Source organism: Candidatus Defluviilinea gracilis (assembly GCF_057138825.1).
Map to the genome: position 1 here is coordinate 41,585 of NZ_DBNHEF010000054.1, position 12,619 is coordinate 54,203.

Annotated in this window: 11 protein-coding genes; 4 read left to right on the top strand and 7 right to left on the bottom strand. The window is 55.1% G+C overall.

Translation table 11 applies throughout. The annotated features are described in order from the left end of the window. The first annotated feature begins 283 nt into the window (after positions 1 to 283). The 3 genes from AC16KF_RS08375 (at position 284) to AC16KF_RS08385 (ending at position 4,429) form a co-directional block, all read left to right on the top strand. Positions 284 to 2,020: a DUF1800 family protein gene (locus AC16KF_RS08375; RefSeq protein WP_484036856.1), complete on the top strand. Its 1,737-nt coding sequence runs from the start codon at positions 284 to 286 to the stop codon at positions 2,018 to 2,020. A gap of 92 nt (positions 2,021 to 2,112) precedes the next feature. After that, positions 2,113 to 3,336, top strand: a complete 1,224-nt coding sequence (locus tag AC16KF_RS08380; protein ID WP_484036857.1) for a DUF1501 domain-containing protein — start codon at positions 2,113 to 2,115, stop codon at positions 3,334 to 3,336. A gap of 400 nt (positions 3,337 to 3,736) precedes the next feature. After that, positions 3,737 to 4,429 (top strand): metal-dependent transcriptional regulator, encoded by a 693-nt coding sequence (locus AC16KF_RS08385; RefSeq protein ID WP_484036858.1) that lies wholly within the window; start codon positions 3,737 to 3,739, stop codon positions 4,427 to 4,429. Positions 4,430 to 4,621: 192 nt separating this feature from the next. On the opposite strand, the gene AC16KF_RS08390 is transcribed toward AC16KF_RS08385, so the two are convergent. The 7 genes from AC16KF_RS08390 to AC16KF_RS08420 form a co-directional block, all read right to left on the bottom strand. Then, complete coding sequence (locus tag AC16KF_RS08390; RefSeq protein ID WP_484036859.1) at positions 4,622 to 5,569, bottom strand: formylglycine-generating enzyme family protein; 948 nt, start codon at positions 5,567 to 5,569, stop codon at positions 4,622 to 4,624. Positions 5,570 to 5,654: 85 nt separating this feature from the next. After that, entirely contained in the window at positions 5,655 to 6,905 is a 1,251-nt protein-coding gene (locus AC16KF_RS08395; protein WP_484036860.1) for a C39 family peptidase, read from the bottom strand. A 76-nt stretch (positions 6,906 to 6,981) separates the two neighbouring features. Then, on the bottom strand, positions 6,982 to 8,370 hold the full coding sequence (locus tag AC16KF_RS08400) for a S41 family peptidase (protein ID WP_484036861.1): 1,389 nt from the start codon (positions 8,368 to 8,370) through the stop codon (positions 6,982 to 6,984). After that, the gene (locus AC16KF_RS08405; protein ID WP_484036862.1) at positions 8,367 to 9,350 is read right to left on the bottom strand and encodes a hypothetical protein; all 984 of its coding nucleotides are present in this window, start codon (positions 9,348 to 9,350) and stop codon (positions 8,367 to 8,369) included. The genes AC16KF_RS08400 and AC16KF_RS08405 overlap by 4 nt, the downstream gene beginning before the upstream one ends. Then, positions 9,347 to 9,694: a hypothetical protein gene (locus AC16KF_RS08410; RefSeq protein ID WP_484036863.1), complete on the bottom strand. Its 348-nt coding sequence runs from the start codon at positions 9,692 to 9,694 to the stop codon at positions 9,347 to 9,349. The genes AC16KF_RS08405 and AC16KF_RS08410 overlap by 4 nt, the downstream gene beginning before the upstream one ends. Beyond that, on the bottom strand, positions 9,691 to 10,512 hold the full coding sequence (locus AC16KF_RS08415) for a DNA methyltransferase (protein WP_484036864.1): 822 nt from the start codon (positions 10,510 to 10,512) through the stop codon (positions 9,691 to 9,693). Before AC16KF_RS08415 ends, AC16KF_RS08410 begins: the two co-directional genes overlap by 4 nt. A gap of 253 nt (positions 10,513 to 10,765) precedes the next feature. Beyond that, the gene (locus AC16KF_RS08420; protein WP_484036865.1) at positions 10,766 to 11,545 is read right to left on the bottom strand and encodes a hypothetical protein; all 780 of its coding nucleotides are present in this window, start codon (positions 11,543 to 11,545) and stop codon (positions 10,766 to 10,768) included. Between the two features lie 46 nt (positions 11,546 to 11,591). Here AC16KF_RS08420 and AC16KF_RS08425 point away from each other — a divergent pair, with 46 nt between their 5' ends. Then, entirely contained in the window at positions 11,592 to 12,605 is a 1,014-nt protein-coding gene (locus AC16KF_RS08425; RefSeq protein WP_484036866.1) for an NAD-dependent epimerase/dehydratase family protein, read from the top strand. Positions 12,606 to 12,619 lie beyond the last annotated feature (14 nt).

A 12,619-nucleotide genomic window follows, 5' to 3' on the forward strand; every position in this document is an offset into this window, starting at 1 on the left:
TCCCGCAGGGATGGCAGGGTTATAGAAAATTGGCAGCATCGATTCAAATCCCGAAGGGATGACATATCTTTATCGCCTCTGACACCCCTTCGGGGTTGATCGCCCTTGGTGCGACATCATTGCTACGATCATTTGACCCCTTCGGGGTCTTGGGGGCCGTTTAGGATGAATGCTCCCCTCAAGGATACAGTGTCAATGATTAAGTTTTTATACCAACGGGTGATTTCAGGGGTGGAAAAAGTTTTGATACACTTCCGCTTCGTTTTCACGAGGAGATGTAAATATGCTTCAACAAAGAACCAAAATGAATCGCAGGGATTTTCTCAAGTTGATGGGCGCTTTCGCGGGAACGTCTGCCGCGCTGGCGGCGTGCGCGCCGGAGCAGTTTCCAGGTCCGGACCCGACGCGGGTGGTCGAGCCGCCGATGAATCCGACGGGCATTCCTCTCGAACCTGTGCTTCCGCCTGTTGCGTTGGGAATCATCGCGTTGAGTCGCATGGCGTACGGAGCGCGCGTCGGCGACCTCGACGCGTTCAACGCGTTGGGCGCGACGGATGATGAACGTCTGCAAAATTACGTTGCGCAACAATTGAATCCCGATACGATTGACGACGGCGAGTTCGAAGCGCGTTACGCCGCGGCGGGATTTGAAACACTGCACAAAACGCAGGACGAATTGTATTTCGATCACATCGCCAGCAACCCGTATGATTCAAATGATGAAGCATATTGGGATTGGTATTCCAAACCCGCGTACGAATTAGTGGACGCGACTTTCTTGCGCGCGGTGTATAGCAAAAAACAACTCGTCGAAGTGCTTGCCGATTTTTGGCACAATCATTTCAATGTTTATTTTTGGCAGGACGATGGCGTGCCGATGCTCGCTTCATACAACCGCGACGTGTTGCGCGCGCACATGCTCGGCAACTTCAGGCAAATGCTTGAAGCGGTGGCGACGCATCCCTCGATGTTGTATTACTTGAATCAAAACAATTCATCGGATGCGGGACCGAATGAAAATTTTGCGCGCGAACTTTTCGAACTGCACACGCTTGGCGCGGAAAATTATTTCGGCGTGCAAGACCCGAACACCATCGCGAAAGATGCGAATGGCATCGCAATCGGCTATGTGGATAACGACGTTTATGAATCTGCGCGCGCGCTCACGGGCTGGCGCGTGGACGACGACATTTACGAGTACGAAGACGGCGTCGAGAAGACGGGGCGCTTTTTATATTACAAGCCGTGGCACGACCGCTTCAATAAATTGATCCTCGGAAGATACATCCCCGCCGATCAGGAAGATATGAAGGATGGACGCGACGTGTTGGATTTGCTCGCGTATCATCCTGGCACCGCGCGATTCATTTCGCGCAAACTCGCTCGCCGCTTCATTTCGGACAATCCGCCTGATTCGGTCGTGGAAGCCGCCGCGTCCACTTTTATGGCGAACCTGACCGCGCCCGATCAACTCAAGCGCGTGGTCGAGACGATCCTGCTTTCGCCCGAATTCAAACAGACGTGGGGCGCGAAGATCAAACGTCCCATCGAAGCCGCCATCTCGATGATGCGCGCCGTCAACACGGACTTCACCAAACTTCCTGGCGGAATCGCATGGATGTGCGGGATGATGGGTCAAGCCATGTTCGAGCGGCGTCCGCCTGATGGCTATCCCGATGTCAAAGAGGCGTGGGCGAACACGATGTCTTTGTTGTATCGTTGGAACTTTGCGGTCGGCATCACTGAAAATTGGATGGACGACGAGGAACAACAACGCATCATCCGCACGGACATCGTTGCACAGACTCCCGCCGAACTCCGCACCGCCGAATCCCTCGCGGACTTTTGGATTCCGCGCATCTTGAATCGCCCCATGTCCGACGCGGACCGTCAGGCAGTGATCGCGGTCATGGCGCAGGACTATGGAACGCAAGATGAATTGCCGCAGGATCACATTGATTACGTCCTGCCCGCGATGGTCGAAGTGATTCTCATGAGCCCCGATTTTCAGTGGAAATAACTTTGCTTTGCCACAGAGTTCACAGAGACCTCTGAGAAAAACTCATTTTCTCTGTGCGCTCTGTGGCTAAGAATCTGACAAGGATAATTTTCATGCCAACACAAAAACACTCACGCCGAAACTTTTTGCAGGGATGCTCCGCCGCCATCGCCGAACTGGCTGGCGCGCGATTAACCAACGTCGCGTTCAGGCAGGATAATTCTTCGGCAGATACGCTCGTCGTCGTCTTTTTACGCGGCGGCTGGGACGCGCTCAACGTTGTCCCGCCGATGGCTGGCGACGATCGCGGCTATTACGAATTGGCGCGACCGAACATCAAGATCAGCAATTTGTTGCCGTTGAACGATCAATTCGGTCTGCATCCCGCTCTTGCCCCGTTGCATGGACTATACCAGCAAGGCAAGATGGCGGTCGTCCACGCGGTGGGACTCAACTACGACACGCGCAGTCACTTCGACGCGATGGAATACATCGAGCTGGGAACGCCTGGGCAGAAAAGCACAACCTCAGGATGGATCACGCGCCATTTGCAGACACAAGGCGTGTCGTCTATTTTGCCCGCGCTGTCCACGTCGGGCGCGCCGTCGTCGCTGTTGAATTTTGTCCCCACTGTGAATCTCAACGACCCCTCCGAGTTCTCGCAATGGGATAACGGTCTCGCCGCGTCGCAACAAACCGCGCTACGTCAGATGTACAACGGCGAGACTCTCCTGCATCGCGCGGGCATCCGCACGCTCGATTCGCTCGACATCGTCAGCCCCATCGTGGAGGGAGAGTATCAGCCATCGAACGGCGCGAGTTATAACGACGATGAACTCAGCCAGCAACTGAAAACCGTTGCGCGGATGATCAAACTCGACACAGGTCTGCGCGTGGCGACTGTTGATTACGGCGGCTGGGACACGCACGAATACGAAAACGACGGCGACGGCGGTTACATCGCAGACTTGCTCGGCAACCTCGCCAGCGGACTATCCAATTTTTATCTCGATCTCGATTCGGGCTACACCGATAAATTATCCGTCGTGGTCATCAGCGAGTTCGGTCGCCGCCTCGTGCAAAATGAATCCTACGGCACCGATCACGGTCATGGCAATGTGATGTTCGCGCTTGGCGGCGGAGTCAACGGCGGGCAGGTCTACGGCGCGTGGCCTGGCTTGCACAACGATCAACTCTACGATCACGCCGACCTCGCCATCACCACCGATTATCGTCAGGTGTTGAGCGAGATGCTCACACACCGCTTGGGCAACGCAGATGTCGCGTCTGTTTTTCCTGGGTATACACCGACGGGCGAGATGGGGATATTCAGTTAGGCATGTCACTCTGAACGATAGCGAAGAGTCTCCTTTGTCGTGGAGGAGATGCTTCGCCAAAAAACGGCTTAGCATGACATGCGCAGAAACAAAAACAGGCTCCGCGTCATTTTGACGGGGAGCCTGTTTCTAAAAGGGAGAGCGACTCTACGCTGGCGAATCAGCCGTCGTCGTGGAGGGAACCGCGCTCGCATCGTCCCGGCAAAAGTCCAAGCGATCGTTCGATGTGTCTGGGAAATTGCGGATTATGCGCTTGTTTTGATCCGCTTTGAAATTCTCCTATTCCGAGGAAAGTGGTCGGGTTGCCGATGTTATAATGCCTGCGCTGGGAATTTCCAGGCATTGGTTGATTACTCTGTTTCACATCCAGTGAAACATTTCGGTTTGTGGAGAAGATTCGATGGCGACACCCGCAATGCAACGCTATGCGGCGGAAATCTATAGGCTACAGCAGGATTCGCAATTTGTGGCGTTGACCGAACTTTCGGAACACGCAAATTCGTCCGCGCAAGCCACGGCGCGTATGGTGGCGCGGATGAAGAAGTTGAATTATCTCGATCACGAAAAATATCGCGGCGTGCGGCTGACAACCAAAGGGGAGAAGATCGCCATGCCGTCGTTGCGTCGTCACCGGCTGGTGGAAGTGTTCCTGGTGAAAGTGATGAAATACGGCTGGGATGAAGCGCACGAGATTTCGGATTCGTTCGCGTTGGGGGTCAACGACCAGATCGAGGATCGGATCGATGAAATTACCGAACACCCCGCGCGTTGTCCGCACGGCGAACCGATTCCATCCAAAGACGGCGTGATGCCGCTGGTGAAGGATGTCAATTTATTGGACGTTCCATCCGGGTCCGATTGCGTCATCTCCCGCGTGCGCACTCACGATGGCGATAAACTCCGTTACTTCGCAGACCTGGGTCTGGTGCCCGGGGTAAAATTTCACCTGTTCAGTTGCGCGCCGTTCAAAGGACCGCTTAATTTGCAGGTGAAGCCGAACAATCACTTGATCGGGTATGAACTGGCGGGTTCGTTATGGGTGGAAGTGACCCAGTTGGGCGAGGGGAATAAATTGCCGCCGCAGGCAAAATAAATTTAGGTCTCTGGGAATCGCTGTACTCACGAACTCTTTGGACACGGAATTCACGGACAACACGGTTTCACGCGTTTTTTTAAAAGGATTTTATCCGTGATATTCCGCGAAATCCGCCCACTCCGCGCGCAGAATCACGGCAACGACCAAAGGACCATAAATTTTGCCGCGCTACAAACTGCGTACCATCCATTACTCATCTTCCGCGCAGCGAAACCCAATGCGGGGGGAAAAATCGCCAAGATAAGATTCCGACCCCGGCGCGGCGTTCAAGTTCGACCCTCGCACCGACGAACGCTTCGACACGCGGATGTTGATCTCCGCATCGCCCAAACTTCCGCCGCGCACCACGCGGTTCAAACTTGAACTCGATTCGGGTCCCAGCGGATTCGCCAACGGCGATGTCAGATAAAAATCGAAATCGTAAAAATCGTTCGTCCATTCCGCCACATTGCCCGCCATGTCCAACACGCCAAACGGGCTGGCGCCCATGGCGTAACTTCCCACGCGCGAGGTATCCGTCACGAGCATGTTGAAATTTGCGAAGCGCCAATCGGGTTTGTCTTCACCCCAGGGGAAGGTTCGCAGATCGTCGCCGCGCGCGGCGCGTTCCCATTGCGCCTCTGTGGGGAGCCTGCGGTTTGCCCATTCACAATACGTTTTTGCCTGCCCCCACGCGACGTAAACCACAGGATAATCTTTGAATTCAGAATTGCCGAAATAGTCGGCGATTCTCGCCGTGCCGAGATTCTGCGGAGGCTCGCACGCGCCCGCATTCACGCACAACGCATACATTGCATTCGTCACTTCGAGTTGGTCCATCCAATATGCGTCGAGCGTCACATCGCGCGCGGGGAATTCATCCGGCGCGGCGCGGACATCGTAGCCGCCCATGTGGAGGATGCCGTTGGGAATGTAGACTTGCGGCATCCCGTCCACGGACGAGAAGCGGAAGATCTGCGCTTCACTCGTGGATGTGGGGCTGGGCGCAGTCACCTCGGCAGTTGCCGCAGGGACGGCAGTGGAGGTCGGCGCGACGGCGGTTGCCGATGGAAGCGATGTCGGCGCAACGATCGGACTCGCGGGCGCGCTCGCGCAGGCAGTGAGGATGGCAATGAGAATTGGAAAAATTTTTTTCATGAGGCGCTTCCCGTAACGCAAAATTGATTTTGCGCCATAGTTTCGCAAGGCGTAGTTTTACGATTCATACAAACTGAAGTTTGCATTACGGCGTCGATCCGACGAAATTCAACGCGTACAACGCGTCTTCGTACCCGGGGCGAACCGATAACGCTTTGCGCCATGCTTTGATCGCGCCGTTGAGATCGCCATCGCGATAGAGCGCCCAGCCGCGCCAGAGCCAGGTCTCTTCGGACATTTCGGTGCGTTGGAGCGCGTACTCCGTGAGCGCGAGCAGATCGTTGTTTCGATTCGCGTGGAAGTTGGCAAGGAACGGACCGAATTGATAGCGGAACATCCGCTGGGGCAGACCGAGTTCGCGCGAGGTGTCGTACGCGGCGTTGGCTTCATCGTAGCGTTCGAAGTAGACGAGGTTGCTCCCCACGTTGAACCAGGCGAACGAGTCGGAGGCATCCGCGGCTGTGGCGGCTTGGGCGAGTTCCAGCGCCCGCTGGCGATTCAGGTCCGCGTCCCAGTTGGAACCGAGGATCGTCTTGATCGCCTCTTCCTGTTCCGGCAGGTAGACGATCAGGTATACATAATTGAACGGCTTCCATTCCGATTCGAGTTGGGCGTAGGGAATTGTTTTGTCGGGTCCGCGATAGGTATCCTGCGCGGTGAAGGTTTGCGCGGCGTCGTCGTAGCCGGTGAGCAATAGATAATGCGCCGCCCAGAGATCGTCGTCTGCCCAGCCCGAGTCTTCGCGGTTGAGCGCGGTGGTGGATTCAACGATGACTGGATACGCCGCGGCGAGCAGTCGTTTGAGCGTTTCGAGGTCGCCGCCCACGCGGTATTCGATGCGGAGCCAGCCCGCATAATTACGCACCCAGAACGCCATCTCTTCGGGGTTGACGTTACGGTCGCCATTGACGGGTTTGATCACATCCGAAATATCTTTTTGCGAACCGTTCCAGCCGAACATGTGTAACATCATCGAAAGCGCGGCGGGACCGCAGTTGTTCGCGGTCTGTTTTTCATACGGAGGGGAATTGAGGAATGCCTGAGCGGGAGGCGGCGCAAGCGTGGGCGTCGGAGGAATGATCGTAGTGACGACTCCGCTTGCGCCCTGTGGGTCATTCGTCTGCGTTGGTTGAATCGCAATCGTCGGCGCAACAGTGTTCGCCGGCTGTGGAATTGCCGTCGGCACATTGCCCACCGGGTGAAGAACATTTCTCACATACGTTCGCGCCACTTCAAACCGCCACGATAAACGGCTGTTGATCGCGGGGATTTGATAGAGCAGAATGGCGAACACAATCAACCCCACTATGCTCAATGCGATATTTCTTTTTGTCATGCGAAAAAGTGTACCAGAAGCGGATGAGTCAAATTTAATCCGATCCACTCCTCCCGCCGTTACAGCGGCGGAGGGGTCAATGTCCCAATAACTCAACTGCCGCTTTGATGGAAGGATCGGTCTCGAAGGTGATCGAATCCCATTCGGCGAAGGCTTCCACATCGGGGATGATCCCCGATAGTTCGAAATTGGTTTCGGAGGTGGCGGAGTAAAAAGTTTCAGAGGCGATCCACACCTGTGAGTTGTCGTCGAAGTCATAGCCGTGCAACACTTCCACATTGCCGAGGCTGGTCTGCCCGACCACTTTTGCGCGACCGAGGTCTTTCAACACCCCGGCGAAGATCTCGCCATAGCTGACGGTATCCTCGCTTACGATGACGATGATCGGCACGGTCTGCGAGTTGTTGATGGGGTCCGCTTTGACCTGAAGCGTGCGCGAATCGTTGCGGCTGACGAATTTCCCCAGCACGCCGTCTACGAACAGTTCAAAGATCGGGTCCACCACCGAACTGCTCCCGCCGCCGTTCAAGCGCACGTCGAGGATCAGCCCATCCAGCGGACCGAATGCTTCCAGCGCGTCGATCATCTGCGGGGGAATCGTTTCATCGAAAAAGGTGGGGATGAAAATATAGCCGATCTTCGAACCGTCGGCGGTTGGCACAAGTTGTGAAACGATGTTCAGGTTTCCCTGAATGGAGGCGCGGACCAACATGATGTCGCGCGGCGACTCGCCCGGCGTTTGCACCGTGAGCGTCACCGCCGAACATTTCGGTCCGCGAATTTGGCGCGTGGCGTCGACATCGAATTGCAGAGGGACTCCATCCACGGCAATCACTTTATCGTGCGGTTTAATTCCCGCATGTTCGGCGGGCGAGTCGGGGAAGGTGGAAATGATCGAGATGATCTGCCGCTCGGGATCGGGCAGGGAGAAAATACCCACGCCCACATAATCGTTCTCGCCGCGCAACTCCGCTTCGGAGGCTTCCACCTCGAGAGGCGAAAGATAAAACGAATGCTCGTCGCCCAGTTCGTTGATCATCGCCTGCATTTCCAGGTAGAACGATTCGGTATCCAACCCCGCTTCGATCTTGGCGCGGTAACGCGCTTTGATCTCTGCCCAATCTTTGCCGTTGAAATCGGGGTACACGTACACCGCATCCACTTTTTTGGTGAGTTCGTCGAACACATCCACTTGCAGGTCTTTGGAAACTTCGGGGTTCGGCTCAAAGGTGACGGTGGGCTGAGCCAGCGCAAGGTCCGGCGAGATCGTGGCGAACGGCGCGGAGGCCTGACACTCTGGCGGAATGTACGATGGGACCAACGGAGAGGGAGTTGGCGTGAGGGTTGCGATCGGCGTCGAGGCTGGGATCGGCGTAGCGGTCGCGGGGATAATCATCCGCGTGACGAAATTGCATGAAAGCATGGATAAAACCAACAAACCCAAACCAATGCGTTTTAGTTTCATATTGTTTGTTCCTTTATGCGGTTGAATAAATTGGCGATGGGTTTCAGATCGACCACCGACACCGCGAGATTCTTGACGCGCGTCTTTTCATATTGAAACACTCGCGCGCCTTCAGGGATGGGCGCGGCGCGGCGGTTGAACTCTTCGCGCGATAGATAGCCAGCCAGCACAATGCCCATGCCGTAGACCCAGATATTACCCCAATCGAACGCGCCGATCACATGCGCTTCGCTTTCGCTCATTTTTCGAATCCCGATCCGCGCGTTCGGCGGCGTTTTACTGTGGATGCGCGCCAGCGAAAAGAATTCATTGGAGATTTCGACTCGCCCGCGCGGCGGAATCTCCACCTCCAGCAGACGCGTCTCTCGCCCTTCGACCTGCCCGCCCAACTCGAGCCTCATCGTCTCCTCCGCTTCCGACTTGACGACCAGCGCGCCGAGCGGAGCCCACGCGGCGGGACGCGCCCACGCATCAGGCATGACGTGAACCAAGTAATGCGGCTGTCCCGCGCCGACGGCTTTCCTCAAATCCTCCTGCGATGCGGCGATGAGACCGGATAAAAATGCGAAGAGGTAAATGTCGCTGTCCAAATGTCCCTCCGCCGCATTTTGGTCGGAGGGGATAAGCGCGGGCGCGTTCAAGATCACCTGCGGGTTGCGCTTCATCTCTGAAATTTGATCGCGATGCGAAATGAAAAAAGATTGGATGTCGCATCTCCGCCCGCCAAGCGACACATCATAGCGATGCGGGTTCGTGAACGGAGCCGCGCCTTTCACATCGAAGGGAATCTTCTGCTCCGAAAGATGCCGCCGAAACGCCAACTCCACCGCCACGCCCGCGACAGTTCGTCGCAACTTGTCATACGGCGACGCGCCCATGCGATTGAACATGTGCGGCAACGACCTCAGCGCGTAGGCAATCCCCGCCTCGGTCAAATCGCGGGTGTAGGGGAGGTGGAGGAGGTTGGAGGGGGTAATCATTCGAAGTCTTCGTCATCATCATCGTTGACTTTTTTAGCGTCTCGAACGGCAAACAGAAAGAAAACGGTAGCCAATGAAATAATCGATCCCGCCACAATTGGCAAACCATATTCTCCATGTGAAATTGGAGTCGTGGTTGCGATAAACAAGCCCGCAACCAACAAAACCACTACCAGCCAACTTAATATCCTATCGACCAGGGTTTGCTTTTTGTTGCCATACGCGATTTTATATTTCCATCGTGGCGTAAAACGAGAGCTCCAGCGCCCTCGAAAACTCGATTGCCATTGGAGTTGTTCAAGGTAATCGTCGCCTTCGGGCTGTTTGTTTTCTTTTTTGCTCATGGGTTTCCGCGCTCGTTCCTAAATTGCAAACAATAATGATGGAACGTATTACTCACCCACGCGGAACCCATCCCGAACGGCGCGAGGGATTGGTTATCCTGCAACCAGATTTTTTCGTCTTTTAGTGTGTACGTCTTCCCCAGTTCCCTCGCAATATCCCACGCCAGCGGATAGATCTTCCCGCCCTTCTTCACGTTCTTGACGATGATCGTGAGATACGCCTTCTCGCGTAGTAACGGCTTCAGTCGTTTGTAAATCTCAACCAACCCCTCCAAGAATTTTTCATAATCCTCAATATTTCCCAAGTCATGCGGGTCATCCGAATAGTGGACGTCCAACTCGGCGGAGTCGCGGCGTTTCTTTTGAGTCTCTGCGCCTCTTGCTTTCAACATATCCCAATAGGGAGGGGAGGTGAGGACGTAATCAATACTTGGTAATTGGTAATTGGTAATTGAGGCGGCATCTCCATTGATGACTTTCGACGTTAGACCTTCGACCTCTTCGCCCAACACTTTTCTTTCCTCCTCAATGATCTTCGCCGCGATCTTTGCGTATTTGGGATTCAACTCGATGCCGTAACTATTCCGCCCTGCGCGCAATGCCGCGACGAGAGTCGAACCTGTCCCTGCCATGGGGTCGAGCACGGTCTCGCCTTCCTTGGTGAAGAACTCGATGAACTCCTGCGCCATCGTCTCTGGGTATTTGGCGGGATGAACCAACACGCCCTTCTTGCGCGGCGGAGGATTATGGATGAACCACGACTTCTGGAACTTCAACCATTCCTTGTTGGTCAGGTTATTCAATTTGTTGCGCGACATTGTTTAATAGTAATTGGTAAGTGGTAATTCGTAAATCGGCAAATTGCTTTCACGTTGAATCAATCCCGAAGGGATGTAACGATTCTAGAACGAAACGTTAATTTTTCTAAATCCCGAAGGGATGACATGATGCTCCAAAACATGACACTCGTTTCGACAAGCTCAACGCGGTGCCTTCGAGGTTGCATCATATATTGCCTTCCATCTATAAAAATCCCACTCCTTCGGAGTTCTTTTGTTCTTTAATTCTGAATTATGGCGAAGGAGTTCTGGTGGGCGCGGTGTAATTGACATCGTAGATGATTAAATCGGAAAACGTAACCGTGACCGGGGTATCGCCCGCCGAACGCGCGTACACGCCGAAACCACCGTTGGGAAAACTTTTATCGATGATGCTGAATTGAAAACGACCGTTGAGAAAGACCCGCATCTCGGCGTTGACCGCCCAAATGCCAATGCGCGCTTCGCCCGGTGCGCCCGGGGGGGCGTCCCCGCTGGCGACCGGCTCGAAGATGGTCAGCCGCGTGCCGGTTTTGACTCGCTCCACGAAGACCAGACCATTGCAAGCGAGAGCAAAACGATAGAACGAATTTCCCGCGGCGCGGAGGATCAGCCCGTAGTTGTCGTCGCCGCGGCAGGTGCTCGTTCGCGCGGTGATCTCGGCGTAGAAGTTACCCACAGCCAGATCGTGCCTTAGGCTGGCGAGATAAATGCCGGGTTGCACAACAATGGTCAAGCGGTTGCGGCTGATGGCGGCGCTCCCCTGGTCCGATACGGCAGTGTCCCATGAGGCGAAATCGGAGAAATCGTCATTGAGGATCAACGCGCCAATGCCGGGTTTCATCTCTGGTGTGGAGGTGGCTGTCACCACCGCTGGAAGGGTTGGCGTGGCAGAGGGGGGGAACCAGACCACACTCGGCGTTGGAAGCGGAGTCTCCGAGGACGATGTGGCTGAGGCGGTTGGAATCGCATCCGCTGGCGAGCAGGATGAGGTGAGACATCCCATCAAAAAAATAACGAGTAGGGTTCGCATGAAGTACAATATCGTCGTTCGACATTCTAGCATACAAGGAGATTGTATGACTGAACAGAAGGCGCTGGTGACGGGCGCGTGCGGAGAAATTGGTCAGGCTCTGGTGCAGGCATTGGCGCGGCGCGGCGGGTATCACATCACAACGTCGGACCTGGCGCCGTTGCCCGAGAGCATCAAGAATATTTCTGCGGAGCATGTGCAGGGGGACCTGGTGTACAAGATCAAAACATTTTACGATTACGATTTCGATGTGATCTTTCATCTTGCGGCGTCGCTGTCTTCCAAAGCCGAGGTGGCAAGCGAGGAGGCGCATCGCATCAACGTGGAGGGCACCATGCAGTTGCTCATGCTCGCCGCGTATCGTTCGGAGAAGCATCGCAAGTCGGTGAAGTTTTTGTTCCCGAGCTCGATCGCGGCCTACGGGATGGGGACTCTTGCGGTGAAGAACTCGGCGGGGCGCGTGAAGGAAAACGAATATAACGCGCCGCAGACCATGTATGGATGCAATAAGTTGTATTGTGAAAAACTGGGAATTTATTACAGCAAGTTTTTCGGTCAAAAACATTTGGATGAAAACCCGCCTCACTTCCTGGACTTTCGGTCGATTCGGTTCCCCGGCTTGATCTCAGCCTTTACCCTGCCGAGCGGCGGCACCAGCGACTACGGACCGGAAATGCTCCACGCCGCGGCGCAGGGGAAGCCCTATGCCTGTTTCGCGCGCGAAGACGCGAAAATTTCGTTCATGGCAATGCCCGACGCGATCCGCTCGCTGTTGATGTTGATGGACGCGCCGCGCGAGAAGTTGAGCCATCAGGTATATAACATTGCGGCATTCGCGCTTACCGCCGGCGAGTTCCGCGACCGCGCGTTGAAAGCCTTTCCCGGCGCGGAGATTACGTTCGAGCCGAACCCGCGCCGGCAGGGCATCGTCGACTCGTGGCCCGAAGATGTGGACGATTCACTGGCGCGCGCCGAGTGGGGCTGGCAACCGGAATACGATGCGGATCGATTCTTCGACGATTATTTTTTGCCGGAAATCCGAAAGCGATATAACGCTTAGACACTGTTTCTTAA

Bases quoted from the DNA above. Each gene is read 5' to 3' on its own strand.
- AC16KF_RS08415 (WP_484036864.1), bottom strand. From the start codon at position 10,512: ATGTCGCGCAACAAATTGAATAACCTGACCAACAAGGAATGGTTGAAG.
- AC16KF_RS08395 (WP_484036860.1), bottom strand. From the start codon at position 6,905: ATGACAAAAAGAAATATCGCATTGAGCATAGTGGGGTTGATTGTGTTC.
- AC16KF_RS08380 (WP_484036857.1), top strand. From the start codon at position 2,113: ATGCCAACACAAAAACACTCACGCCGAAACTTTTTGCAGGGATGCTCC.
- AC16KF_RS08425 (WP_484036866.1), top strand. From the start codon at position 11,592: ATGACTGAACAGAAGGCGCTGGTGACGGGCGCGTGCGGAGAAATTGGT.
- AC16KF_RS08375 (WP_484036856.1), top strand. From the start codon at position 284: ATGCTTCAACAAAGAACCAAAATGAATCGCAGGGATTTTCTCAAGTTG.
- AC16KF_RS08405 (WP_484036862.1), bottom strand. From the start codon at position 9,350: ATGATTACCCCCTCCAACCTCCTCCACCTCCCCTACACCCGCGATTTG.
- AC16KF_RS08420 (WP_484036865.1), bottom strand. From the start codon at position 11,545: ATGCGAACCCTACTCGTTATTTTTTTGATGGGATGTCTCACCTCATCC.
- AC16KF_RS08385 (WP_484036858.1), top strand. From the start codon at position 3,737: ATGGCGACACCCGCAATGCAACGCTATGCGGCGGAAATCTATAGGCTA.
- AC16KF_RS08410 (WP_484036863.1), bottom strand. From the start codon at position 9,694: ATGAGCAAAAAAGAAAACAAACAGCCCGAAGGCGACGATTACCTTGAA.
- AC16KF_RS08390 (WP_484036859.1), bottom strand. From the start codon at position 5,569: ATGAAAAAAATTTTTCCAATTCTCATTGCCATCCTCACTGCCTGCGCG.
- AC16KF_RS08400 (WP_484036861.1), bottom strand. From the start codon at position 8,370: ATGAAACTAAAACGCATTGGTTTGGGTTTGTTGGTTTTATCCATGCTT.